This is a genomic window from Kitasatospora sp. NPDC004745 (genome assembly GCF_042873275.1).
Lineage (GTDB): Bacteria > Actinomycetota > Actinomycetes > Streptomycetales > Streptomycetaceae > Kitasatospora.
The window spans coordinates 48,962-72,811 of the sequence record NZ_JBIALK010000038.1; the positions used below are offsets into that span (position 1 = coordinate 48,962).

Here is a 23,850-nt window from a genome sequence, read left to right on the forward strand (position 1 = left end):
GAACGAGATCGGAACGACGGCTCAGTGGCCGCCCTGCTCCGCCAGGCGCTTGATCGAAGCGGTGACCTCGGCCTCGGCCTCGGCGCGGCCGACCCAGTTGGCACCCTCGACGGACTTGCCGGGCTCCAGGTCCTTGTAGACCTCGAAGAAGTGCTGGATCTCCAGGCGGTCGAACTCCGACACGTGGTGGATGTCCCGCAGGTGCTCCCAGCGCGGGTCGGTCGCCGGGACGCACAGCAGCTTGTCGTCGCCGCCGGCCTCGTCGGTCATCTGGAACATGCCGATGGCGCGGCACTTGATGAGGCAACCCGGGAAGGTCGGCTCGTCCAGGATGACCAGGGCGTCCAGCGGGTCGCCGTCCTCGCCGAGCGTGCCCTCGACGTAGCCGTAGTCGGCCGGGTAGCGGGTCGAGGTGAAGAGCATCCGGTCGAGCCGCAGACGGCCGGTCTCGTGGTCGACCTCGTACTTGTTACGAGAGCCCTTCGGGATTTCGATAAGGACGTCGAACTCCAACGGTTCCTCCAAGGTAGGGACTGACAGAATCCAAGTGTCTCCTACGGGAGTGAGTGCTCAGGAAAGGGGCCGGTCGGTGGGAGCAGGGGGCGGGGCGGTGCACCGCCGCAGGGGGAGGGCCGCGGGGCTGTTCGGGGCGGCGCTGTTGGTCGTCGCAACGGTGCTGACCTCGGGTGGGGCGCACGCGCAGCCCTCGCCGTCGGCGAGCGGCCACAGCTCCGACCGGGGGGAGGACGACGACCGGGACGGCGGCCGCAAGGGCGACCACGCCAAGGGGCCCGCCACGTCCAGGCCGGGTGACGGTCCGACCACCCGTCCGGCCGATCCGCCCGCCACGACGGCCACTCAGGGGGCGCGGGGTCCCGCGGGCACCACCGGCGCCCCCGGAGCCCCGGGCACGCCCGGCACCCCCGGCGCCACGAGCGCCACCGCGAGCCCGGGCGGCGCCACCGCCCCGGCCGCGCGCCCGGCTCCCGCCCAGGGCGCCGTCCTGGCCTCCGTGGAGGCCGGTGCGGACGCCGCCGTCCCCACCTCCCAGGGCCTCCAGCAGGCCCTCGCCGGCACCCTCGCCGACCGGAACCTCGGCACCGTCACCTTCGCGGTGGCCGACGCCGCCGACGGCCGGCTCCTCTACGGCTCCGGCGAGAACGTCCCCGCCACTCCCGCCTCCACCACCAAGCTGGCCACCTCGATCGCGGCGCTGTCGCTGATCCCCGGTGACACCCGGCTGAGCACCAGGGTGGTCAGGGGCGCCGACGCCGGCACCGTCACCCTGGTCGGCGGCGGGGACCCGACGCTCACCGCGCTGCCCGCCGACCAGGTGCAGATCGGCGGCCAGGCCGCCGACGCCGACACCGCGCCGGCCTCGCTCGACGCCCTCGCCCGGCAGACCGCCGCCGCCCTGAAGGCCGCCGGCACCACGAGCGTGCACCTGGACTACGACCTGTCGATGTACACGGGCAGCCCGCAGCACAAGAACCACGACGGACAGAACATCGCCCTGGTCGTCCCGTTGATGCTCGACGAGGGCAAGGTCGACCCCAGGAGCCGTGAGGAGGCGCCGGCCCGGGTCGCCGACCCCGCCGGGCAGGCGGCCGAGGCCTTCGCCGCGCTGCTCAGGGCCCAGGGCGTGGCCGTGGAGGGCAAGGCCAGGGCCGCCGCCGCCCCGGCCGCCCCCGGTGCGGCCGTCCTCGGCCGGGTGGACTCGCCGACCGTCGCCCGGCTGGTCGAGCGGCTGCTCACCACCTCCGACAACCAGCTCGCCGAGGCGATGGCCCGTCAGGTCGCCGTCGCCGCGCACCAGCCCGCCGGTTTCGAGGGCGCCGCCACCGCCGTCACCCAGGAGCTCGCCAGGCTCGGCGTGCCGATGACGGGCGTCGCGCTCAACGACGGCAGCGGCCTGCACCCCGGCAACACCGTCCCGCCGGCCGTCCTGGTCCGGCTGCTCGCGCTGGCGGCCTCCGAGCAGCACCCGGCCCTGCGCCCGGTCCTCACCGGCCTGCCGATCGCGGGCTTCACGGGCACCCTCGGCAAGCGCTACGGCTCCGGCTCGGGCTCCGCCGACGCGGCCGGTCTGATCCGAGCCAAGACCGGCACCCTCAGCGGCGTCAACACCCTGGCCGGCACGGTGGTGGACGCCGACGGCCGCCTGCTGGCCTTCGCCGTGATGACCCGCACCACCGCCCCCGTCGACACCGCCCGTGCCGCCATGGACCGCATCGCCGCCCGACTCTCCGCCTGCGGCTGCCACTGACCGGCCCCGGGCCGGGTCCGGGTTCGGCGGGTGGCTGCCGTTGACGGGTGCGAGCACGTACGGTGAGGGCATGACGAGCGCGAGTGGCGGTGCTGGCATGGTCGACTGGAATCTCGCGGTCGCAACCGCGACCAGGTTGGTGCGGCCTGGGCCGGAGGTGAGCCGGGCCGAGGCCGCGGCGGTGGTCGCCGAGCTGCGCCGGCACGCGCTGGAGGCCGAGGAGCACGTCCGGGCCTTCACCGGGATGCGGTCGAGCAGCCTCGCGGCGGCCGCCGCGACACCGGTGCTGGTGGTGGACCGCCCGGGCTGGGTGCGGGCGAACGTCGCGGGCTTCCGGACGGTGGTCCAGCCGCTGGTGGACAAGCTCCAGGCGCGCCGGGCGAGCAGTCCGACGGCGGGCGTGTTCGGCACGGTGGGCGAGAAGGCCACCGGGATCGAGGTGGGCGCGCTGCTGGCGTTCCTCTCCACCAAGGTGCTCGGCCAGTACGAGACCTTCGCCCCGGCGGAGCCGTCCCTGGAGGCGCCGGACAGCCCCGCCGCGCTGTTCGACAAGCCGCGGCTGGGGCCGGAGGGCCCCGGGCCGGGCCGGCTGCTGCTGGTGGCGCCGAACATCGTCCACGTGGAGCGGGAGCTGGACGTCGACCCGTCCGACTTCCGGCTCTGGGTGTGCCTGCACGAGGAGACGCACCGGACCCAGTTCACCGCGGTGCCGTGGCTGCGCGACCACATCCAGTCCGAGGTGCAGTCCTTCCTGGCCGAGACGGACGTCGACCCGGGTGCGCTGCTGGACCGGCTGCGGGACGCGGCGGGCTCGCTGGGCGGCGGCGGCCCGCAGGGGGCCGGGGGCCGGGAGGGCGCGCCGTCCGCCGGGTTGATGGAGATCGTCCAGTCGCCCGCGCAGCGCGAGATCCTGGGCCGGCTGACGGCGGTGATGTCGCTGCTGGAGGGCCACGCCGACGTGGTGATGGACGGGGTCGGCCCGGCGGTGGTGCCGACGGTGGCGGAGATCCGGGAGAAGTTCCAGCAGCGCCGCGACCGCGGGGCGAACCGGCTGGACCTGGTGCTGCGCCGGCTGCTCGGGATGGACGCCAAGCTGCGGCAGTACCAGGACGGCGCGGTGTTCGTGCGCGGGGTGGTGGAGCAGGTCGGCATGGAGGGCTTCAACCGGGTCTGGACGTCCCCGAACACGCTCCCGACCAAGGAGGAGATCCACGACCCGGCCGCCTGGGTCGCCCGGGTCGCGCGCTGACGGCGGCCGGCCGCGGCGGCGACGGACCCCGCCGCTAGCCGGGCGCGGGGTGGCGCAGGGTGGGCGCGGGGCGGTCAAACCCGCTCGTACGAGTGGTCCAATCGGGCAACGGGAGGGAGAAGATACGTTTCTCCATTCACCCGAACGTGGGACGGTGGTCGTACCGGTGGCGCGGGTGGCGTAGCGGGCCGCCACTTTCTGCCACCATCTGTGAGCGCCCGGTAACAGGGTGCTCACACGGGGGCGCGGCCCGGCCGCGCGAACCGTCGTCCTGTCCCCTCCGCCGAGGAGCCGTCCGCCGTGGGACCACACCCCGCCGTCGCCGCGATACGCCTGGCCGTCCGCCGCACGCTCACCGACCTCGCCGCCGAGGCCGGCACCACCTTCACCGCGCCCGTGCGCGAGCCCCGCGGGCGCCCCGCCGGCGCGCCGCTGGTGGGCGCCGCCGTCGGCACCACCCTGATCGGCAACGCCGCCCGCCACCCCTCCGGACTGCCCCGGACCCCGGCCGCCCCCGGCTCGCCGCTGGTGCTGGTCGCCGTCAGCGGCGGCGCGGACTCGATGGCGCTGGCCATCGCCGCCGCCTTCGAGGCCCCCAAGATCGGCCTGCGGGTCGGCGCCGTCACCGTCGACCACGGTCTGCAGGCCGGCTCCGCCGACCGGGCCGCCCAGGTCGCCGAACGGCTGCGATCGCTCGGCCTCGACCCGGTCGAGGCGATCCCGGTCGACGTCGGCCGGGCCGGCGGCCCGGAGGCGGCCGCCCGGGACGCCCGCTACGCGGCCCTGGATGAGGCCGCCGAGCGGCTCGGCGCGATCGCCGTCCTGCTCGGCCACACCCGCGACGACCAGGCCGAGACGGTGCTGCTGGGCCTGGCCCGCGGCTCCGGCGCGCGCTCGCTGGCCGGCATGCCCGCGCAGAAGGGCCGCTACCGCCGCCCGCTGCTGGAGCTCGACCGGGCGGCGACCCGGCAGGCCTGCTCCGCCCAGGCGATCCCGGTCTGGGACGACCCGCACAACTGTGACCCCGCCTACACCCGCTCCCGGGTCCGCCACGAGGTGCTGCCGGTGCTGGAGAAGCACCTGGGCGGCGGCGTGGTCGAGGCGCTGGCCCGGACGGCGCGGCTGTTCCGCGACGACGCGGACGCCCTCGACCAGTGGGCCTCCCTGGCCGAACGCGACCTCCGGACCGGCGAAGGCACCCTGGACGCCGTGAAACTCGCCGAACTGCCGCCCGCCGTCCGCCGCCGGGTGCTGCGCCGGGCCGCGCTCCGGGCGGGCTGCCCGGCCGGCGACCTGTTCGCGCGGCACCTCGAGACGATCGACCTGCTGGTCACCGGATGGCGCGGCCAGGGGCCGTTGCACCTACCCGGGGGCGTCGAGGCCACCCGCAGGTGTGGCACGCTGGTCTTTCGGCGGCAGGGCGACTGACGGGCTGGCATGCCCCGGGGTGGCCGGCCGCCGGCCACACAGACCCCGAACGTTTGAGGACGTATCCCCGGTGGACCAGAACGACATGGGCGCTGACCTCGCGAAGGTGCTCATCAGCAAGGACGAGATCGACGCCAAGCTCCTGGAGCTGGCCGAGCGCATCGACCGGGACTACGCAGGCAAGGACCTGCTGATCGTCGGCGTCCTCAAGGGGGCCGTGATGGTCATGGCCGACCTCGCCCGCGCCCTGCACTCGCAGGTCACCATGGACTGGATGGCGGTGTCGTCCTACGGCATGGGCACCAAGTCCTCCGGCGTGGTGCGCATCCTGAAGGACCTGGACACCGACATCGCCGGCCGGGACGTCCTGATCGTCGAGGACATCATCGACTCCGGTCTGACGCTGTCCTGGCTGCTGGGCAACCTGGGCTCGCGCGGCCCGGCCTCGCTCGAGGTCTGCACGCTGCTGCGCAAGCCGGACGCGGCCAAGGTCGAGATCGACGTGAAGTACGTCGGTTTCGACATCCCGAACGAGTTCGTGGTCGGCTACGGCCTGGACTACGCGGAGAAGCTGCGTAACCTGCCCTTCATCGGGACCCTCGCCCCGCACGTCTACGGGGGCTGAGAACCCCGTTCGGGCTACGGGTGGGAACAGCAGGTGGTTCCCGCCCGTTGGACCGGGCGGACAAAGAACGAAGCTGTGTCGCTGCGCTCCCGCCACCGGCGGGCGCGACTGCGGTACGGTCCAATAAAACCGCTCTTCACATGAGCACCGACCGGATGCGCCGCGGCCCACAGCCCCCCGGCGCCGTTGAGTGGCAGGAGGGACGGGGCGGCAACGCCCCGCATGGATGGACGTCAAGCGATACTTCCGTGCGCCGATCATGTGGATCGTGCTGGCCGTCCTCGCCGTCATCGTATTGATGCAGGTCGTTTCGGACTCGAACGGCTACAAGACGGTGGACACCGGTCAGGTCGTCGCAGCGATCGACGCCAAGCAGGTCAAGTCCGCGCAGATCACCACCGGTGACTCGAACACGATCAAGATCCAGCTGAAGGACGGCGCCACGCTGTCCAACGCCGGGACGGGCAAGCCGCCGTCCGGCAGCAAGTTCCAGGCCTCGTACATCGGCGACCAGGGTGTCTCGATCGCCGACAAGCTGCAGGCCCAGATCAACGACAACGACTCGAGCACGCTCTCCGAGGGCTACACCGTCAGCCCGGAGAAGCAGAGCACCTTCGTCAGCCTGCTGCTGTCGATGCTCCCGATCGTCATCATCGTCCTGGTCTTCCTGTTCCTGATGAACCAGATGCAGGGCGGCGGCTCCCGGGTCATGCAGTTCGGCAAGTCCAAGGCCAAGCTGCTCACCAAGGACACCCCGAAGACGACCTTCGCGGACGTCGCGGGTGCCGACGAGGCCGTCGAGGAGCTCCACGAGATCAAGGAGTTCCTCCAGGAGCCGGCGAAGTTCCAGGCCGTCGGCGCCAAGATCCCCAAGGGCGTGCTGCTCTACGGCCCGCCCGGCACCGGCAAGACCCTGCTGGCGCGCGCCGTCGCCGGCGAGGCCGGGGTGCCGTTCTACTCCATCTCGGGCTCCGACTTCGTCGAGATGTTCGTCGGTGTCGGCGCCAGCCGCGTCCGCGACCTCTTCGAGCAGGCCAAGGCGAACGCCCCGGCGATCGTCTTCGTCGACGAGATCGACGCCGTCGGCCGGCACCGCGGTGCGGGTCTCGGCGGCGGCCACGACGAGCGCGAGCAGACCCTCAACCAGCTGCTGGTCGAGATGGACGGCTTCGACGTCAAGGGCGGCGTGATCCTGATCGCCGCGACCAACCGCCCCGACATCCTGGACCCGGCGCTGCTGCGCCCGGGCCGCTTCGACCGCCAGATCGCGGTGGAGCGCCCCGACCTCCAGGGCCGTCTGGACATCCTGAAGGTCCACCAGAAGGGCAAGCCGATCGCGCCCGACGTCGACCTGTCGGCCGTCGCCAAGCGCACCCCCGGCTTCACCGGTGCGGACCTGTCGAACGTCCTCAACGAGGCCGCTCTGCTGACCGCCCGCTCGGACAAGAAGCTGATCGACAACGGCATCCTGGACGAGGCGATCGACCGCGTCGTGGCCGGTCCGCAGAAGCGCACGCGGATCATGTCCGACAAGGAGAAGAAGATCACCGCGTACCACGAGGGCGGTCACGCCCTGGTCGCGGCGGCCTCCCCGAACGCGGACCCGGTGCACAAGATCACCATCCTGTCCCGCGGCCGGGCCCTCGGCTACACCATGGTGCTGCCGGACGAGGACAAGTACTCCACCACCCGCAACGAGATGCTCGACCAGCTGGCCTACATGCTGGGCGGGCGCGCGGCGGAGGAGCTGGTCTTCCACGACCCGACCACCGGCGCCTCGAACGACATCGAGAAGGCCACCGCCACCGCGCGGGCCATGGTCACCCAGTACGGCATGACCGAGCGCCTGGGCGCGATCAAGTTCGGCACCGACAACTCGGAGCCGTTCCTGGGCCGCGAGATGGGCCACCAGCGCGACTACTCGGAAGAGGTCGCCGGGCTGGTGGACGAAGAGGTCAAGAAGCTCATCGAGAACGCGCACAACGAGGCCTGGGAGATCCTGGTCGAGAACCGCGACGTGCTCGACAACCTGGTTCTGGAGCTCCTCGAGAAGGAGACCCTGAACAAGGAGCAGATCGCCGAGATCTTCGCCCCCGTGGTCAAGCGCCCGGCCCGGCCGGCGTGGACGGGTTCCTCCCGCCGCACGCCGTCCACCCGGCCCCCGGTGCAGTCCCCGAAGGAGCTGGCGCTCACCAACGGCGCCGCCACGACCGACACCGCCCCGGTGGACGTCGTGAAGCTCCCGCCGCTGCCGACCGCGGAGCCGCCCGCGGAGGGCTGATCCGGCCCACCGTGCGAACGGAATGGATGCCGCGTCACCGGGGTTTGTACCCTGGAGGCGCGGCATCCGTGCTGCTCAGCAAAGTCGTCCCTAGTAAGCGAGGCCCGCATGATCGACCCGGTGACGCTCGACGGTCCGCCCGCCGTCGGGACCTTCGACCAGAAGCGGGCCGAGAACGCCGTGCGGGAGCTGCTGCTCGCGGTCGGTGAGGACCCGGACCGCGAGGGTCTGCTGGAGACCCCGGCCCGGGTGGCGCGCGCCTACAAGGAGATATTCGCGGGCCTGTGGCAGGAGCCGGAGGACGTCCTCACGACCACCTTCGACCTCGGCCACGACGAGATGGTCCTGGTGAAGGACATCGAGCTGACCTCGGTCTGCGAGCACCACCTGGTGCCGTTCCGCGGCGTGGCCCACGTCGGGTACATCCCGTCCCCCAGCGGCAAGATCACCGGTCTGTCCAAGCTCGCCCGGCTGGTCGACGTCTACGCCCGCCGCCCGCAGGTGCAGGAGCGGCTGACCAGCCAGGTGGCCGACGCGCTGATGCGGATCCTGGAGCCGCGCGGGGCGATCGTCGTGGTCGAGTGCGAGCACATGTGCATGTCGATGCGCGGCATCCGCAAGCCCGGCGCCAAGACCATCACCTCCTGCGTCCGCGGCCAGCTGCGCGACCCGGCCACCCGCGCCGAGGCGATGAGCCTGATCATCGGCCGCTAGCGGCCCCGGCGGGGTCCCGGCGGCCCCGGCGGGGTTCAGAGCACCTCGCGCTCCGCGTGCGGCGGGGCCGGGGTGCCCAGGGCGTTGCGGCGCTCGGGCATCCGCAGGGTGACCATCCGCCGCCAGCCGAAGGCCCGGTCGTACAGGTAGAGGGCGTGCACCCCGAGGGTGACCACGGCCAGCTGCCAGCGCGGCCAGCGCAGGATCCGCGCCATCCGGGACGTCACCGCGAGGCCGACGTCCCGGTGGGTGCGGATCTCGCCGCGGGCGCTGGTCTCCAGGGTGTGCCGGATGTACGGCCCGTGGCCCTCGGCGCGCAGCCGCAGCAGCTCCTCGTGGCAGTACGCGAGGTGGTCGTCCTCGTCGGCGGAGATCATCCGCACCGCCCGGCCGAGGTCCGGGTTGTCCCCGTAGACCCTGACCAGCTGGCGCATCTGCTCGGCGGCGCGCTGCTCGGTGACCCGGCTGTGCGCGAGGTAGGTGATGATCTCGCGGTCGGTCAGCGGGAGGTCGCTGTTCAGCCGCTCGTGCGAGAGGCCGACGCCCTTGCGCTCCAGCAGCATGCAGTAGTCGGCCTCCTCCGGGACGGGCACCTTGGGCAGGCCGCGCTTCTTCAGCAGCTGGCTGAAGATCCGGCCGTGCTTGCGCTCGTCGGCGCCGTGCCGGGCGATCTTGGGGGCGAGGACCGGATCCCGGGTGAGGACCGTGATCCGCTCGTTCTCCCAGCCGCCCTGGTCCTCGCCGCCCGCCGCGATGCTGCAGAACAGCTGGTACGCCTGGTCGTTCCGGTAGATCTCGTTGAAGAGCGATCGGGTGCTCAGCACGGCGCCTCCTGCGCGGATCCGGGTGGCGCCCGCCGGGGGTCGGACGGGCGGCCGCGATACGTTCCCCCGGGCGGCCGGCCGGCCGGGGCGACCGGCCGGTAGTCACCCGCATGCGTCAGCCGAGGTGCTCGCCGATCCACTCCAGCGAGGACGGCAGCTCGCGGGTCCAGCTGTCGAAGTTGTGGCCGCCGTCGTCCAGGTACTGCGAGTCGATCCGGAACTGCGGGTTGGCCGCGGCCACCTGCTGGGCGTGCTCGACGAACTGCACGGTCTGGGCGAAGTCGCCCTCCTTGCGGGAGGAGACCACCAGCAGCGACAGCGCCGGGGCCGGGAGGTTCTGCAGCCGCCAGTTGAGGTCGCTCTGCTGGGCCAGGGCGTTGTCCCCGCCGAACAGGCTGCCACCGGTGAACTGGTCCTCCTTCACCTTGAAGTCGCCGTGCAGGCCGACCGCGCTGCCGTAGACGTTCGGGGAACGCATCGCCAGCCGCAGTGCGCAGCTGCCCCCGGTCGAGTAGCCGAAGACGGACCAGGAGGCCGCGGAGCGGCCGGTGCGGTAGGTGGCGCGCAGCGCGTCCGGCACGTCCTTGGTGAACCAGGTCTCGCTGCGCGGGCCGCCGGGGACGTCCACGCACTCGGTGTCGCGCGGCGCCGCGACGGTCGGGCGGGCCATCACCACGATGGTCGGCGGCATCTTGCCGGACTTCTGCATCTCGGTCACGGTGTGCACCAGCGGCAGCTCCTTGAGCAGGTTGAGCGTGGTGCCGGGGTAGCCGGCCAGGGCCACCATGACCGGGAAGCGGACCAGCGCGAACTTCGGGTCGAAGTACTCGGGCGGCAGGTAGACGAACATCTGGTCGGACAGGCCGGTCTCCTTGCCGTTGACCCGGACCGACTCGACCTTGCCGGTCTCCTCGGGCGGGCCCTTGGGCAGGTCGGTGACCGTCTCCAGGCCGCCCTCGGTGGTCGGCTGGATCAGCTCGTCCGAGGCCGGGGCGACGCCCTTGTGGTTCTCGTTGCTGGTGAGCGCCAGCTTGGTGCCGCCGGGGCTGAGCAGGTCGTCCCAGGAGGTGTAGAACCCGAAGGAGTTGTTCACCGCCAGCGCCAGTACGGCCACCACGGAGACCTGAGTGACGGTCAGCAGGCCGAGCCGGCCGAGGACCGGCAGCGGGCGCTGGCGGGCGAGCCGGGGCCAGAGCCACAGGGTGGTGACGAGGGCCGCGGCGCCGAGGGCGAGCAGCGAGTTCACCAGCGCGTCGCTGGTCAGTTCCATGCCGTCGGCCTTCCGGTGGGACACTGTCGGTGCACGGCTTCATGGTCTGGCGGTCCGTCAGCTCGGGCCACCGCGGCTACGCCGTCCGGACGTCGGGGCGGGCCGGGAGGGCGGGGGGAGTCCGTAGGCAACCGGCGCCCTAGAATGCGGCGTCCACCGTACGTACGGCGTACCGGAGGGCCCTGCCGCGCCACGCGGCGACGGGCCCCCGGCTCCCACCCCCGGCTCAACCGCAACGCGCACTCGGCACCGGATTACCGACCGTTTCCGGATCCTTGGTATGCGCATTGCCCGATGAAGGAAATGGCATGAAGGTCCATCACGCGTCCTCCCCCGGAGTGACGGGACAGCGCCCCGCAGCCTCTACGCTGAGCTTCCATGAGCGTTCCCGTGTCCGTTGAGCCGAGCCCCGAGCAGCCGCGTCGTCGCCGCGGTCTGCAGACGCTGCGCAACCAGGCGTCGGCCGTGCCGAGGGCCTGGCTGCCCGGCGCGGTCGGGTACGCCTGTCTGCTGATCGGGCTGCTCGACATCGCCAGTGCGGTGTTCCCCAAGCTGCGCCACAGCAGGATGCACAGCTTCGCCGGGCAGCTGCCGGGCGGCACCACCACGCTGGCCGCGGTCGGCACGATGATGGTCGGCCTGCTGCTGGTGCTGCTCGCGCACGCGCTGCGCCGGCGCAAGCGGCGGGCCTGGCGGGTGGTGTGCGTGCTGCTGCCGGTCGGTGCGGCGCTGCACATCGTGCGCTGGCACCAGGTCGGCCCGGCGGTCGTCTCGCTGGTGGTCCTCGCCGTGCTGCTCGTGCACCGGCGCGAGTTCTACGCCAAGGCCGACCCGCGCACCCGCTGGCGGGCGCTGGTCAACCTGGTCGTGATGGGCACCGTCAGCGTGCTGCTGGGCCTGCTGATCGTGAGCACCCGGACCAAGTACGAGATCGGCCACCCCGGTCTGGGCGAGCGGCTCGAGCACGTCGGGTACGGACTGTTCGGCTTCGAGGGGCCGATCCGTTACAACAACATCCGGATGTCCGACCTGGTCGCCTACCTGCTCGGCGGGCTCGGTCTGCTGACCGCCTTCACCACCGCCTACCTGGCGCTGCGACCTGGCAAGCCGAAGCCGGAGCTGACCGCCGAGGACGAGGAGAAGGTCCGCGCGCTGCTCGCCCGGCACGGCGAGCGCGACTCGCTCGGCTACTTCGCCCTGCGCCGCGACAAGAGCGTGCTCTTCTCGCCCACCGGCAAGGCCGCGATCTCCTACCGCGTGGTCTCCGGCGTGATGCTGGCCTCCGGCGACCCGGTCGGCGACGTGGAGGCCTGGCCGGGCGCGATCAAGGTGTTCATGGCCGAGGCGCGCGAGCACGCCTGGGTGCCGGCCGTGATGGGCTGCAGCGAGGTCGGCGGCGAGGTCTGGACCCGTGAGGCGGGCCTGGACGCCCTGGAGCTGGGCGACGAGGCGATCGTCGACACCGCCTCCTTCTCGCTCTCCGGCCGGGCCATGCGCAACGTGCGCCAGATGGTCAAGCGGATCGAGCGCAACGGCTACTCCTGCCAGGTGCGCCGGGTCTCCGACCTCTCCCCGGCGGAGCGGTACCGGATCGCCGACGCGGCCGCCCGCTGGCGCGGCACCGACACCGAGCGCGGCTTCTCGATGGCCCTCGGCCGCTTCGGCGACCCGCTGGACGAGGACTGCGTGGTGGTCACCGCGCACAAGGCCCCGGAGGAGGGCGAGGGCGGCGACGACCTGAAGGCCGTGCTGCACTTCGTGCCCTGGGGGCCGGACGGCATCTCGCTGGAGCTGATGCGCCGCGACCGCGCCGCCGACCCGGGCCTGAACGAGCTGCTGATCGTCGCCGCCCTGCAGGCCGTGCCCGCGATGGGCGTGCGCCGGGTGTCGCTGAACTTCGCGATGTTCCGCTCGGCCCTGGCCCGCGGCGAGCGGATCGGCGCCGGCCCCGTTCTGCGGGCCTGGCGCGGGCTGCTGGTGTTCCTCTCCCGCTGGTTCCAGATCGAGTCGCTGTACAAGTTCAACGCCAAGTTCCAGCCCGAGTGGGAGCCGCGCTTCCTGGTCTTCCCGAGCACCAGGGACCTGCCGCGGATCGGTTTCGCCGCGATGCAGGCCGAGGCCTTCATCACGCTCGGCATGCCGCGCTTCGGCCGCCGGCGCCAGCGCGAGGGGCTGATGCCCGCCCCGGCCGCCCACGAGGTCACCGAGGCCGCCTGAGGCCGCCCGGAGCGCCGCCGCGTGGACGGGGCCCCCGCCGAGGATCCTCGGCGGGGGCCCCGTCCGATAATGGAGGACATGAGCAACTCGCCGTCCTTCTCCCTGCCGGCCGGACTGCCGCGGCTCGACCGCTGCGCCGTGATGGGCGTGGTCAACGTCACGCTCGACTCCTTCTCGGACGGCGGCCTGTGGCACGACCCCGCCAAGGCGATCGCGCACGGGCTCGCCCTGCGCGCCCGCGGCGCCGACCTGGTGGACGTGGGGGGCGAGTCCACCCGCCCCGGCGCCCGGCGGGTGCCCGAGGAGGAGGAGCTGCGCCGGGTGCTGCCGGTGGTGCGCGAGCTGGCCGGGGCGGGGGTGGTGGTCTCCGTCGACACCATGCGCGCCTCCGTCGCCGAGCAGGCCGTCGCGGCCGGCGCCGCGCTCGTCAACGACGTCTCCGGCGGCCTGGCCGACCCGGCGATGGCCCGGGTGGTCGCCGAGACCGGCGCACCCTTCGTGGTGATGCACTGGCGCGGGCAGTCCGCCGACATGGAACGGCTGGCGGTCTACGACGACGTGGTGACCGACGTGGTCGGCGAGCTCACCGGCCGGGTCGAGGCGCTGCTGGCGGCCGGGGTCAAGGAGGAGCAGCTGATCCTCGACCCGGGGCTCGGCTTCGCCAAGACCGCCGAGCACAACTGGGCGCTGCTCGGCCGGCTGGACGCGCTCACCGCGCTCGGCCGTCCCGTCCTGGTGGCCGCATCGCGCAAGCGGTTCCTGGGTACGCTGCTCGCCGACCCGCAAACCGGGGAGCTGCGCCCGGCGCGGGAGCGCGACGACGCGACCGCCGCGGTGTCGGTGCTGTCGGCCCAGGCCGGCGCCTGGGCGGTGCGGGTGCACGACGTGTCCGGCACGGCGGACGCCGTGCGGGTGGTCGCGGCCTGGCAGCACGCGGCCCGACGAGGGGTGAGGGAGGGTCTGTGACAGGTGACGGCAGGCTGAGCGGCGGGACGGCCGGCCGGGCCCGCGAGGCGGACCTGGAGGCCGTGCTCGCGGCGAACCGGGCGCTCTACCAGGCGCTGGAGGAGGGGGACCTGGAGGCGGTCGAGGACGCCTGGCTGGGTGCCGCGGACGCCGACGACAAGGGCGGGGTGGTCTGTGTGCACCCCGGCTGGCCGGTGCTGCGCGGGCGGGCACAGGTGACCCGCTCGTACATGTTGATCATGATGAACACGGAGTACATCCAGTTCTTCCTGACCGACGTCGAGGCGGAGGTCCACGGTGATGTGGCCCTTGTCACGTGCACCGAGAACATCCTCTCCGGCGGCGAGGCGGAGGAGGAGGGCGAACTCGGACCGCTGGTCGGCGGAAAGGTCGTCTCGACGAATCTCTTCCGCCGCACCCCGGCCGGGTGGAAGCTCTGGTCGCACCACGGTTCACCCGTTCTGACCAGCGGCGACGAGGACGACGAGGACTGATCCGGGAGTTACCCGAAAACCGCCGCCGGGAGGTCGCCCGGGAATTTCCGAGTGGTCACCGAACGTTCACGTCAATCGCCATTCCGGTGCGCGTGGCGACGGTTCGTGCCGGGTAGGACGGTCAGGCGGTGTCCGCCCCCGCGGGTAGATTCGAAACGGAGTGGCGGGCCTGCTGCCCGCCTTCGCCCTGCCCGTCCATGTCATTCTCCGGGTGGGGCCCGTCCGACTGGGAGCAGTGATTCGTTTGCTGGACCGCGTCACCCTGCGGGGTCTGCGTGCCCGGGGCCACCACGGCGTCTTCGAACGCGAGCGCGTCGAGGGCCAGACCTTCGTGGTCGACCTCGTGCTGTACCTGGACACCCGCCCCGCCGCGTCCGGCGACGACCTCACCCGCACGGCGCACTACGGCATCGTGGCCGAGGAGGTCACCGCGATCATCGCCGGGGAGCCGGTCGACCTGATCGAGACCCTCGCCCAGCGCATCGCCGACCAGTGCCTGAAGCACGAAGCGGTCGAGGAGGTCGAGGTGACCGTGCACAAGCCCGACGCCCCGATCACCGTGCCGTTCGACGACGTGACCGTGACCATCCACCGGAGCCGCGCATGACCGCCGCTGCGCGCCCCGCAGTTGTAGAGGCCCAGCCTCCCCGAGTAGAGGACGCCCGATGAGCACCAGCGACCCGACCGCCTCGCCGACCACGTTCGACCTGGAGAGCCGGGTGGACTCCGCCGACACCACGCTGCACAGCCAGCGGTGCGCGGTGATCGCACTGGGCAGCAACCTGGGCAACCGCCTGGACACCCTCCAGGGGGCCGTCGACGCCCTGGCCGACACCCCCGGACTCAAGATCAAGTCGGTCTCCGCCGTCTACGAGACCGAGGCCATGGGCGGCCCCGACGAACAGCCCAACTACTACAACGCGGTCGTCGTGCTGCGCACCACGCTGCCCCCGCGCGACCTGCTGGAGCGCGGCAACGCGATCGAGGACGCCTTCGGCCGGGTCCGGACCGTCCACTGGGGCCCGCGCACCCTGGACGTCGACATCCTCGCCTACGAGGGCGTGCTCAGCGACGACCCGCAGCTGCTGCTGCCGCACCCGCGCTCGCACGAGCGGGCCTTCGTGCTCGCCCCCTGGCTGGACGCCCAGCCGGAGGCCGAGGTGCCCGGGCACGGGCAGGTCGCCGAACTGCTGCGGGCCCTCGGCGGCCCGGACGCGCAGGGCGTGTGGCGCCGCGAGGACATCCGGCTGACGCTGCCGGAGTGACCGCCCCCGGCCGGGCGGCCGGGGAACCAGACCGGGGGCCCGGCCGTACGACTAGGTGTCCGCCGTTCGCGCGGTGGTCCGCCCGGCCGGGCCCGGTACGGTGGCCTGGCGCCGCCGTGCCGGACCACCGGGCGGCCGGCTGGCTCTGGTAACCCCGGGAAGGACCTCCTCCGAGTGAAGCTGCTTCGCCTCCGTCTGCTGGTCGGCATCACCGCTGCCACGACGGCGCTGTGCTGGGCCGGCGCCAAGTTGTGGGCCTCCCTGGACACGCTGCCGGCGGTGCCGGTCGCGGCGCCGGTGGTGCTGGCCGCGGTGGCGGTGATCCTGCTGGCCACCGCGCTGTCGCTGCGCTCCCGGCTGAAGGCGGTGCGCGAGCGGCAGCCCGGCGCGAAGGGCGTCGACCCGCTGCTCGCGGCCCGGGCGGTGGTGCTCGGCCAGGCCAGCGCGCTGGTCTCGGCGGTGGTCACCGGCGTCTACGCGGGCGCCGGGATCTTCCTGCTCGGCGAGCTGGACGTGCCGGCCCGCAAGGACCAGGCGGTCACGGCCGGGCTCGCGGTGCTGGCGGGAGCCGCGGTGATAGCGGCGGCGCTCTGGCTGCAGCACGTGTGCCGGCTGCCGGAGGACCACGACGGGCCGAGCGGTCCGGCGGCCTCGCACCGCTGAGCGGGCTCGGCGCCGCTGAGCGGTCCGCTCGCGCGGGCCGGCCCCGCAGCGCCGAACGGGGCATTCCCGGTGATCTTGAGTGAAGCGCCGGGTACGTGCGGTAAAACTTGCGCACTGTCAAGGGCGGAAGGGGACCCTGGGCTGACACGGCCCCAATTCGCACGCTAGTTTCTTGGCATGTCTCGCGGACGTCACCGTCATTCCTCCGTCCTCGGCCGGATCTTCCCCCCCACCGCCGCCGGCGTGCTGCTCGTGGCCGCGCTGGGCGCCCTGCTCTTCAGTCAGGACACCATCCTGGTGCGCTCGGTGGGCGTCGCGGCGGTGATCGCGACGCTCGGCTTCGCGCTGCTCCTGAAGCAGCGTGACAAGGCCGCCCGGGCCGCCGCCGAGATGGCCGTCGCACAGCGCCTGCGGGCCGAGGAGCGCTTCGAGGAGCAGCTCGCGGAGGCCGAGTACGCGGCCGAGGTCGCCGAGGAGCGGGCCACCCGGTTCGGGCGGCGGCTCACCGCGGAGAAGTCCCGGCTCGCCAAGGCCGAGACGGAGATCGCCCGGCTGCTGCGGGAGCGGGCCGTGGCGGTGGCCGAGCAGGCGCTCAAGGAGGCCGAGGCGGCCCAACGGGCGCTCGCCGCGAGCCGCCCCAAGCACCCGGCCAGCCCGGCCGCGTTCGTCCGTGCCGGCTCCGTGCTGCGGCTGCTGGCGCGGCGGGCGGCGGAGCGGGAGGCGCAGCGGGAGCGGACCGCGGGCGCGGAGGTCGCGCTGCGCGCGGCCGCGGCGCCGGCCAGGCAGGCCCCGGTCCGGCAGGCTCCGGCCGCGGTGGCCCCTGCGCCCGTCGTACCGGCCCCGGTGGCGCCCGTGGTGCCGGCTCCGGTGGCCCCTGCGGTGCCGACCCCGGCCCAGGCCCCGGCGGTGCCGGCTCCGGCCGCCCAGGCGCCGGTGCGGCCCGCGCCGGTGCGCCCGGCGCTGACCGCCACGGTCGGGCAGCTCGGCGGGGCGCCGACGGCTCCGGTCGCGGTGCCCGCCCCGGTGGAACGGCAGCGGCTGCGCCCGGCGCAGTCCGGGGCGCGCGGACAGGGCTTCAGCTTCTTCGGCCGCGGTGCTGGTACTGGTGCTGCTCCGGGTTCGGCCGTGCGTGCGGCGGCCCCGGCGCCGGCGGTGGGCAGCGTCGCCGAGCTGGGGGAGCGCACGGACCTCGCGGACGTGGTGGGCGACGAGGCGGTGGCCGCACAGGCGCAGGCCGAGGCGCAGGAGGTCCGGGAGGCCCAGGCGGCGCCCGCGCCGGAGGGCGTCGGCGAGCCGGAGGGTCGCGACGAGCCGACGGGCCGTGCGGCCGGGGACGGGGCGGTGCCCGAGGTGGTCGACCTGACCCCGGAGGAGGAGACCGAGCTGATCCAGCTCCCGGAGCTGCGCGCCTCGCGCTGAGCCCGGGGCCGCTGGAAACGGCGACGGCGCGGGAAGTCGGTCCGACCGACTTCCCGCGCCGCGGCGTTCCCGGGGGTGCCGGGACGGGCCCGGCGGGGCGTCAGAGCTGGACGCCGAAGTCCTGGGCGATGCCCGCCAGGCCGGAGGCGTAGCCCTGGCCGACGGCACGGAACTTCCACTCGCCGCCGTTGCGGTACAGCTCGCCGAAGATCATCGCGGTCTCGGTGGCGGCGTCCTCGGAGAGGTCGTAGCGGGCGATCTCGGCACCGCCGGCGGCGTTCACCACGCGGATGTAGGCGTTGCGGACCTGGCCGAAGCTCTGGCCGCGGGCGACCCCGTCGTAGATGGTGACCGGGAAGGTGATCTTGACGGCCTCGGCCGGCAGGCCGGCCAGGTTCACGTTGATCGACTCGTCGTCGCCGACGCCCTCGCCGGTGCGGTTGTCACCGGTGTGCACGACGGTGTTGTCGGGGGTGCTGGTGTTGTTGAAGAAGACGAAGTGCCCGTTGGACAGCACCTTGCCGTCCGCGTTCAGGACGATCGCGCTGGCGTCGAGGTCGAACTCGGCGCCGGTGGTGGTCCGGACGTCCCAGCCCAGGCCGACGCTGACCGCGGACAGGCCGGGGGCCTCCTTGGTCAGCGAGACGTTGCCACCCTTGGAGAGGCTCACTGGCATGGCGATTGCAGTCCCTTCGTTCGCTTTTCCCCGGACAACGCAATACTCGGGTGGGTTGGTTCCACGGAGTCCGTGAATTTCTGGTGGCCGCCAATCCCCGGGCAAAGGCGGGGCAATAACGGGGATCAGATCCGGCGGAACCGGCCCTGCAGTGACCAGATGTTCGGATTGTCGGCCAGGTCGGGGTGCATGTCGAACAGATCGGCGAGGGTGTCCTGGAGGAAGTCCCGGGCCTCGCGCCGCAGCTCGCCGTGGCGCACCACCGCGGGCGGCTCGTCCGGCAGCCAGGTCGCGCTGACCTCGACCCAGTTGAAGCGGCGGGCGAACCGCAGCAGCTCGGTGTTCTGGGTGAAGTCCAGGTCGGCGGTCTGCACCCGGGCGGCCCGGCCGCCGTCCGGGTCGCGGTCCAGCTGCTCGGCGATGTCGCACAGCGCCCACGCGAAGTCCAGCACCGGCACCCACCCCCAGGCGGTGGACAGCTCGGCGCCCTCGGCCTCCAGGTAGACGTCGCCGCAGAACAGGTCGTACCGCAGCGCGTGCACCGAGGCGGACCGGTAGTCCGTCTGCGGAGGGTCGGGGAAGCGGTTGGAGAGGGAGTAGCCGAGCTCGATCACGTAGGCCATTGTCCGGGCTGCGGGCGGTGCCGCGGAACCGGGGCGGTGCCGGTGGCGGGCGGGCGGGGGTCCGCGGACCCGCCCGGACCGGTGCGGATAACCGGGTGACCCGGCGGGGGCGGGCGCGGGATGATGGGCGCATGCCCGAGCCCATCCGCGTACGGGGGTCGGTGGTCGTCCCCGACGCCGAGCTCGTCTGGCGCTTCTCGCGTTCCTCCGGCCCCGGTGGCCAGCACGTCAACACCTCCGACACGAAGGTCGAGCTGCGCTACGACCTGGCGTCCTCCCGGGCGCTGCCCGAGGTGTGGCGCGAGCGTGCGCTGGAGCGGCTGGCCGGGCGGCTGGTGGACGGCGGGGTGCTGGTGATCCAGGCCTCCGAGTTCCGCTCGCAGTGGCGCAACCGGGAGGCGGCCGCGGCCCGGCTGTCGGCGGTGCTGACCGAGGCGTGCGCGCCGCCGCCGAAGGCCCGGCGGGCGACCAGGCCCAGCCGGGGGACGGTCGAGCGGCGACTGGCCGGCAAGCGGCACCGCTCCGAGCTGAAGCAGGGCCGGCGCTCGCCGCGGGGCGGCGAGTAGGCGGGCTCAGCCGAGGGCGCGGTACCCGCCGCGGAAGTAGAGCAGCGGCCGGCCGGCCGGGTTGGGGACCACGGCCTCCAGGACGCGGCCGAGCAGCAGCGTGTGGTCACCTGCGGGTATCCGCTGTTCGGTGCGGCACTCGACGGTGGCGAGCGCGCCGTCGATCAGCGGCGCCCCGGAGTGCGGGCCGCGCCGGTGCGGGGTGTCCGCGAAGAGCAGCCGGTCGCTGAGCCGGCCCTTCATGGCGAAGCGGGAGCCGAGCGCCTTCTGGCCCTCCGTGAGCAGCGAGACCGCCCAGGTGTCCGTCCGGGTGAGCACCTCGTCCATCCGGGAGTCCTCGCGGACCGAGATCAGCACCAGCGGGGGCTCCAGCGACACCGAGAGGAAGGACGTGGCGGTCATGCCGATGTCCTCGCCGTCCTCCGGGTCGTGGACGGTGACCAGGCTGACGCCGGCGGCGAGCTGGGAGAGTGCTGCCCGGAACTCGTCGGGCGTGGCCTGGGTGGCAGCTTCGGGCTGCGGGGACGGGTACACGTACCGCACGGTAGCCGGAGGCCGCCGCGCTCTGCATCGGGCCGAGGTCGTAGGACCACCGGCGCGGGCCGGGGTCACGGGCGGTGGCGGGACCCGCCCCCCGCGAGGTGGTGGAGCTCACTCTCAGGAGTGAAGTGAGGGGCCTGCCGGGCGGCAGGGGCCTTCAGTGCGGGACCGATGAGGTCGACCACGGGAATTGCCCTGATAGCGCGTGATGTACCGCTATGGGGCGGATGAGCTGATTAAGGGCGCATTAGTGTTGTGTGATTTAAGTCACAAGTAGCGGCCTATTGCTGACCGAGCGTGCCGAACGCTGTGCTCCCTGTGATTCAGTTCTTCTGGCAATCGGACGATAACCAATCAAGAACTATCCGAAGCAGCCGGGGAGCCCCCGCATGGAAGCCGAGTCGGAGCCGTACGTCCGTCTCGCGACCCTCCGCACCTTGCACCGGGTCGTGGCGGACCTCAACGCTGCCCGCAGCCTGGCGGGCACGCTGCAGGCCGTCGTCGAGGGCGCGGTGCACGGGCTCGGCTTCGACGCCGCCGCGGTCAGCCTGGTCCGCCCGGACGGCGACTTGGTGGTGGCGGCCGTCTGGGAGCTCGAGGAGAGCGCCATGGGCGGCCCCTCCGTGCTGCTCGGCCAGGTCGGCTCCCGGGAGTCCTGGGACCGGCTGCTCGGCGTCAGCGACCACTGGGGCACCCTGCGCTTCCTCCCCTACGACCGAGGCTGGGCCGTCGCCAGCGACATCCCGCGCTGGATCGGGGACGGCCCGCTGCCCGTCTACGCCAACGACTGGCACCCGGCCGACGGACTGCTCGCCCCGATGTACAGCGCCGGCGGCGACCTGCTCGGCGTGCTCTCGGTGGACCGTCCGCGCAGCGGCAAGCGGCCCGGGGCGTGGACCCGCGAGGCGCTGGAGATGTTCTCGCTGCAGGCCTCCATCGCGATCGGCAACGCCCGGCTGCGGGCCGAGATGCAGCGCGCCCTGGCCCGGCTGGAGAAGGAGCAGCAGGCGCTGCGGGCCAGCGAGGAGAGCTTCCGCCAGGCCTTCGAGTACGCGCCCAGCGGGATGGCCATCACCGAACTGCACGGCGCCGGTCGCGGCCAGCTGACCAGGGTCAACGACGCGCTCTGCCGGCTGCTCGGCCGCCCCCGCGCGGTGCTGCGCCAGCAGAGCTTCGCCGATCTCGTCCACCCCGAGGACCGGGCCCTGCTGGAGCGCACCAGCGCCGAGAGCGGCCGGGCGGAGCTGCGGCTGTCCCGGCGGGACGGCGGCTACCAGTGGGTGTGCCTGCGCAACTCGATCGTGGCGGACGCGGCCGAGGGCCCGAGCTTCCTGCTCACCCACGTCGAGGACATCGAGGAGCGCAAGCGGCACGAGTTCCAGCTCGCCCACCGGGCCAGCCACGACGCGCTCACCGGCCTGCCGAACAGCGCCGAGCTGAAGGCCCGGCTGGCCCGTCGGCTCTGCAGCGAGCCGCAGACCGTCGGCGCCGCCGCCGGGGCCGAGACGGCCTACCCGGCCCCGTACGGCTACCCCGCGGACTCCTACGCCGCGCACGCCGCCTACGACGGGCTGGAGGGGGCGGACCCGTACGCCGGGCCGGTGCACGGCTACAGGCTGCCCGAGGCCGGTCCGCTGCCGGGGCTGACCGCGGCCTGCGGGGAGCACGTGCACGCGGTGGTCCCCACCGACCACGGCCCGGGCGAGGCCTGGTCGGCGCCCTTCCGCTCGGGGGCCGCGGCCCACGCGGACAAGGGGCTCGCGGTGCTCTTCTGCGACCTGGACGGCTTCAAGTCGATCAACGACCGGTTCGGCCACAACGCCGGCGACGCGGTGCTGGTCGAGGTCGCCCGGCGGCTGAGCCAGGCCGTCCGGGACGGCGACACGGTGGCCCGGCTCGGCGGCGACGAGTTCGTCGTGCTGGCCGACGGCATCGGCCGGGAGGAGGCCAAGGACCTCGCCCACCGGCTGCGCAACGCGATCATCCCGCCGATGCGGATCGACGGCCGGGCGATGCGGGTGGGCGTCAGCCTCGGCATCGGCTGGGCGGGCTGCGGGATGAGCACCGAGGAGGTGCTGCACACCGCGGACGAGCGGATGTACGACGAGAAGCGGGCGCGCGGGGGCGCGGTGCGCGGCGCGCGCGGCGAGCGTTCGCACCGGCGGGCGGGCTGACCGGGCCCCGGGGCCGCGCAGGTTACCCGTGGGTTGTCAAGGGCTCTTTCCCGGCAGTCGGGTACGGCAGGTAGGGTTCCCGGGTACGAGAGCGTCCATGATCTGCGCCGGTCCGCACCCGGCGGCGCGAACCGGATGGGGGAGTTGACCACCGTGACGACCGCCGGCAGCAACGGAGTGCCCGAGGGCCAGGGGGGCGGTGCCCCGCAGGACGACGATCCGTTCGGCTACCTCTACCGCCCGGCCGAGGGCTCGACCGGGCAGTCGGCCGAGCCGCAGCAGGGCGTGCCCCGGACGTCGTACAACCGCCCGATGGAGGTCGGCCGGGCGCAGTACGGGCAGCAGTACCCGCCCCGGGCGCCGCAGCAGCCGGCCTACGGCCAGCAGCAGCCGGGCTACCCGGGCCAGCAGCAGACCCCGTACGCCCAGCAGGGGGCGCCGCAGCAGCCCGAGTACGGCACGGCGCCCACCCAGCAGAACCGCTACGCCGAGCACTCCCGGCCGCAGCCGGGCGAGGAGCGGCCGAGCAGCGGTCGCAGCAAGGGCGCGGTGATCGGCGCGGTCGCCGTCGTCGCGGCCATCGCGATCGGCGCCGGCATCGCGCTGTCCTCGGGCGACCCGGACGGCGACAAGACCGCCAAGTCCGGCACCCAGACCACCGCCGCGGCCCCGCCCACCACCGCCGCGACCGGCGGGTCGTCCCCGACCGCCTCGCCCTCGGCGAGCGCCACCGTCGCGGCCGGCCCGACCACCGTGGACGCGGGCCAGCTGCAGGCCCAGAACGCGCCGTCCGGCAACAGCGTCAAGGGCGCCAAGTCCGCGGACGGCAGCTACCTGACCCTCCAGCAGGGCGGCTCGGTGACGTGGAACGGCGAGGTCGCCACCGCCGGGACGTACAAGCTGACGGTGCACTTCAGCAACGCCGGCGCGGACGTGAAGGGCGCGGCCTCGGTGAACGGCAAGGACTGGCCGAGCGGGCTGCCGTTCAAGAACTACTCGCCCGGCAAGGACCCGGCGTCCTCCTGGTACACCACCTGGATACTCCCGCAGCTGCAGGCCGGGGCGAACAGCGTCGTCATCACCGCGCCGGGCGGACCGATCCTGATCGACCAGATCACCGTCGAGCCGAGCGGCTGACGCCCGGCGCCCGAGTGCGCGACGGCCGCCCGTCCCCGTGGGGGAGGGCGGCCGTCGGCGTCCCGGGGGCCGTCAGGCGGGCTTCACCACGTCGAAGCGCTCGGCGCCGAGCACCCAGTGGCCGCGGCGCATGACGGCGACCAGGTCGTAGGTCTCGGAGTCGAGGGCGACGAGGTCCGCCAGCTTGCCGGTCTCGAGGGAGCCGGTGGTGCCGGCCAGGCCGAGCAGCCGGGCGGGGGTGGTGGAGAGCGACTCGACGGTCTGGCCCAGGCTGAGGCCGTTGACCGTGACGGAGCGCTTGAAGGCGACGTCCAGCGTGAGGGTGGAACCGGCGATCGCGCCGCCCTCGACCAGGCGCGCGACGCCGTCCTGGACGCGGACCTGGAGGGGGCCGAGGGGGTAGAGGCCGTCGCCCATGCCGGCGGCGCCCATGGCGTCGGTGATCAGGGCGAC

At 73.4% G+C, this 23,850-nt stretch carries 23 protein-coding genes; 16 read left to right on the forward strand and 7 right to left on the reverse strand.

What is annotated here, in order from left to right; genetic code table 11:
- Nucleotides 1-21: 21 nt before the first annotated feature.
- Nucleotides 22-513: an inorganic diphosphatase gene (locus tag ACFYUY_RS36980; RefSeq protein ID WP_030244505.1), complete on the reverse strand. Its 492-nt coding sequence runs from the start codon at nt 511-513 to the stop codon at nt 22-24.
- Nucleotides 514-610: 97 nt separating this feature from the next.
- Between ACFYUY_RS36980 and dacB the strand changes: the two genes are divergently transcribed.
- From dacB to folE, 6 genes are all read left to right on the forward strand, one after another.
- On the forward strand, nt 611-2,266 hold the full coding sequence (gene dacB, locus ACFYUY_RS36985) for a D-alanyl-D-alanine carboxypeptidase/D-alanyl-D-alanine-endopeptidase (protein ID WP_387907466.1): 1,656 nt from the start codon (nt 611-613) through the stop codon (nt 2,264-2,266).
- Between the two features lie 70 nt (nt 2,267-2,336).
- Nucleotides 2,337-3,515: a zinc-dependent metalloprotease gene (locus ACFYUY_RS36990; RefSeq protein ID WP_387907468.1), complete on the forward strand. Its 1,179-nt coding sequence runs from the start codon at nt 2,337-2,339 to the stop codon at nt 3,513-3,515.
- 300 nt (nt 3,516-3,815) lie between these two features.
- Complete coding sequence (gene tilS, locus ACFYUY_RS36995; protein WP_360215053.1) at nt 3,816-4,943, forward strand: tRNA lysidine(34) synthetase TilS; 1,128 nt, start codon at nt 3,816-3,818, stop codon at nt 4,941-4,943.
- A 70-nt stretch (nt 4,944-5,013) separates the two neighbouring features.
- Entirely contained in the window at nt 5,014-5,568 is a 555-nt protein-coding gene (hpt, locus tag ACFYUY_RS37000) for a hypoxanthine phosphoribosyltransferase (RefSeq protein WP_030059589.1), read from the forward strand.
- A 226-nt stretch (nt 5,569-5,794) separates the two neighbouring features.
- Nucleotides 5,795-7,849: an ATP-dependent zinc metalloprotease FtsH gene (ftsH, locus tag ACFYUY_RS37005; protein ID WP_360215056.1), complete on the forward strand. Its 2,055-nt coding sequence runs from the start codon at nt 5,795-5,797 to the stop codon at nt 7,847-7,849.
- A gap of 108 nt (nt 7,850-7,957) precedes the next feature.
- Nucleotides 7,958-8,563, forward strand: a complete 606-nt coding sequence (folE, locus tag ACFYUY_RS37010) for a GTP cyclohydrolase I FolE (protein WP_360215059.1) — start codon at nt 7,958-7,960, stop codon at nt 8,561-8,563.
- A gap of 35 nt (nt 8,564-8,598) precedes the next feature.
- On the opposite strand, the gene ACFYUY_RS37015 is transcribed toward folE, so the two are convergent.
- Both ACFYUY_RS37015 and ACFYUY_RS37020 read right to left on the reverse strand, forming a co-directional pair.
- Nucleotides 8,599-9,387, reverse strand: a complete 789-nt coding sequence (locus tag ACFYUY_RS37015; RefSeq protein WP_360215062.1) for a ferritin-like domain-containing protein — start codon at nt 9,385-9,387, stop codon at nt 8,599-8,601.
- Nucleotides 9,388-9,502: 115 nt separating this feature from the next.
- A complete protein-coding gene (locus ACFYUY_RS37020) occupies nt 9,503-10,657 on the reverse strand; it encodes an alpha/beta hydrolase-fold protein (protein WP_360215065.1) in 1,155 nt (384 codons plus the stop codon).
- 378 nt (nt 10,658-11,035) lie between these two features.
- Between ACFYUY_RS37020 and ACFYUY_RS37025 the strand changes: the two genes are divergently transcribed.
- The 7 genes from ACFYUY_RS37025 (at nt 11,036) to ACFYUY_RS37055 (ending at nt 17,681) form a co-directional block, all read left to right on the forward strand.
- Nucleotides 11,036-12,874: a phosphatidylglycerol lysyltransferase domain-containing protein gene (locus ACFYUY_RS37025; protein ID WP_360215068.1), complete on the forward strand. Its 1,839-nt coding sequence runs from the start codon at nt 11,036-11,038 to the stop codon at nt 12,872-12,874.
- A gap of 78 nt (nt 12,875-12,952) precedes the next feature.
- Nucleotides 12,953-13,840 (forward strand): dihydropteroate synthase, encoded by an 888-nt coding sequence (gene folP / locus ACFYUY_RS37030; RefSeq protein WP_387907474.1) that lies wholly within the window; start codon nt 12,953-12,955, stop codon nt 13,838-13,840.
- Nucleotides 13,837-14,334, forward strand: coding sequence for a nuclear transport factor 2 family protein (locus ACFYUY_RS37035; protein ID WP_280685470.1), 498 nt, complete (start codon nt 13,837-13,839; stop codon nt 14,332-14,334). The genes folP and ACFYUY_RS37035 overlap by 4 nt, the downstream gene beginning before the upstream one ends.
- 247 nt (nt 14,335-14,581) lie before the next feature.
- Complete coding sequence (gene folB, locus ACFYUY_RS37040; protein WP_360215118.1) at nt 14,582-14,941, forward strand: dihydroneopterin aldolase; 360 nt, start codon at nt 14,582-14,584, stop codon at nt 14,939-14,941.
- 58 nt (nt 14,942-14,999) lie between these two features.
- Entirely contained in the window at nt 15,000-15,599 is a 600-nt protein-coding gene (gene folK, locus ACFYUY_RS37045) for a 2-amino-4-hydroxy-6-hydroxymethyldihydropteridine diphosphokinase (RefSeq protein ID WP_360215074.1), read from the forward strand.
- A 174-nt stretch (nt 15,600-15,773) separates the two neighbouring features.
- Nucleotides 15,774-16,262, forward strand: coding sequence for a DUF3180 domain-containing protein (locus ACFYUY_RS37050; RefSeq protein ID WP_360215077.1), 489 nt, complete (start codon nt 15,774-15,776; stop codon nt 16,260-16,262).
- Nucleotides 16,263-16,439: 177 nt separating this feature from the next.
- A complete protein-coding gene (locus tag ACFYUY_RS37055; RefSeq protein ID WP_360215080.1) occupies nt 16,440-17,681 on the forward strand; it encodes a hypothetical protein in 1,242 nt (413 codons plus the stop codon).
- A 100-nt stretch (nt 17,682-17,781) separates the two neighbouring features.
- Here the strand turns inward: ACFYUY_RS37055 and ACFYUY_RS37060 are convergent, their stop codons facing one another.
- On the reverse strand, nt 17,782-18,357 hold the full coding sequence (locus ACFYUY_RS37060) for a TerD family protein (RefSeq protein ID WP_360215083.1): 576 nt from the start codon (nt 18,355-18,357) through the stop codon (nt 17,782-17,784).
- A 125-nt stretch (nt 18,358-18,482) separates the two neighbouring features.
- Complete coding sequence (locus ACFYUY_RS37065; RefSeq protein ID WP_387907478.1) at nt 18,483-18,980, reverse strand: hypothetical protein; 498 nt, start codon at nt 18,978-18,980, stop codon at nt 18,483-18,485.
- Between the two features lie 131 nt (nt 18,981-19,111).
- Here ACFYUY_RS37065 and arfB point away from each other — a divergent pair, with 131 nt between their 5' ends.
- Entirely contained in the window at nt 19,112-19,546 is a 435-nt protein-coding gene (gene arfB / locus ACFYUY_RS37070; protein ID WP_360215089.1) for an alternative ribosome rescue aminoacyl-tRNA hydrolase ArfB, read from the forward strand.
- A gap of 6 nt (nt 19,547-19,552) precedes the next feature.
- Here arfB and ACFYUY_RS37075 read toward each other — a convergent pair whose 3' ends face one another.
- Entirely contained in the window at nt 19,553-20,089 is a 537-nt protein-coding gene (locus ACFYUY_RS37075) for a flavin reductase family protein (RefSeq protein ID WP_387907481.1), read from the reverse strand.
- A 386-nt stretch (nt 20,090-20,475) separates the two neighbouring features.
- Between ACFYUY_RS37075 and ACFYUY_RS37080 the strand changes: the two genes are divergently transcribed.
- Both ACFYUY_RS37080 and ACFYUY_RS37085 read left to right on the forward strand, forming a co-directional pair.
- On the forward strand, nt 20,476-22,260 hold the full coding sequence (locus tag ACFYUY_RS37080) for a diguanylate cyclase domain-containing protein (protein ID WP_387907483.1): 1,785 nt from the start codon (nt 20,476-20,478) through the stop codon (nt 22,258-22,260).
- A 144-nt stretch (nt 22,261-22,404) separates the two neighbouring features.
- Entirely contained in the window at nt 22,405-23,397 is a 993-nt protein-coding gene (locus ACFYUY_RS37085; protein WP_360215098.1) for a hypothetical protein, read from the forward strand.
- 72 nt (nt 23,398-23,469) lie between these two features.
- Here the strand turns inward: ACFYUY_RS37085 and ACFYUY_RS37090 are convergent.
- Nucleotides 23,470-23,850: amidohydrolase family protein (locus ACFYUY_RS37090; RefSeq protein WP_387907486.1), on the reverse strand; the 381-nt coding region annotated here is incomplete at its 5' end.

What these genes read in the sequence shown, in the direction of transcription:
- ACFYUY_RS36990 (WP_387907468.1), top strand. Translation starts at nt 2,337, where the DNA reads ATGACGAGCGCGAGTGGCGGTGCTGGCATGGTCGACTGGAATCTCGCG.
- ftsH (WP_360215056.1), top strand. Translation starts at nt 5,795, where the DNA reads ATGGACGTCAAGCGATACTTCCGTGCGCCGATCATGTGGATCGTGCTG.
- folE (WP_360215059.1), top strand. Translation starts at nt 7,958, where the DNA reads ATGATCGACCCGGTGACGCTCGACGGTCCGCCCGCCGTCGGGACCTTC.
- ACFYUY_RS37020 (WP_360215065.1), bottom strand. Translation starts at nt 10,657, where the DNA reads ATGGAACTGACCAGCGACGCGCTGGTGAACTCGCTGCTCGCCCTCGGC.
- ACFYUY_RS37025 (WP_360215068.1), top strand. Translation starts at nt 11,036, where the DNA reads ATGAGCGTTCCCGTGTCCGTTGAGCCGAGCCCCGAGCAGCCGCGTCGT.
- folP (WP_387907474.1), top strand. Translation starts at nt 12,953, where the DNA reads ATGAGCAACTCGCCGTCCTTCTCCCTGCCGGCCGGACTGCCGCGGCTC.
- folK (WP_360215074.1), top strand. Translation starts at nt 15,000, where the DNA reads ATGAGCACCAGCGACCCGACCGCCTCGCCGACCACGTTCGACCTGGAG.
- ACFYUY_RS37055 (WP_360215080.1), top strand. Translation starts at nt 16,440, where the DNA reads ATGTCTCGCGGACGTCACCGTCATTCCTCCGTCCTCGGCCGGATCTTC.
- ACFYUY_RS37060 (WP_360215083.1), bottom strand. Translation starts at nt 18,357, where the DNA reads ATGCCAGTGAGCCTCTCCAAGGGTGGCAACGTCTCGCTGACCAAGGAG.
- ACFYUY_RS37065 (WP_387907478.1), bottom strand. Translation starts at nt 18,980, where the DNA reads ATGGCCTACGTGATCGAGCTCGGCTACTCCCTCTCCAACCGCTTCCCC.
- arfB (WP_360215089.1), top strand. Translation starts at nt 19,112, where the DNA reads ATGCCCGAGCCCATCCGCGTACGGGGGTCGGTGGTCGTCCCCGACGCC.
- ACFYUY_RS37080 (WP_387907483.1), top strand. Translation starts at nt 20,476, where the DNA reads ATGGAAGCCGAGTCGGAGCCGTACGTCCGTCTCGCGACCCTCCGCACC.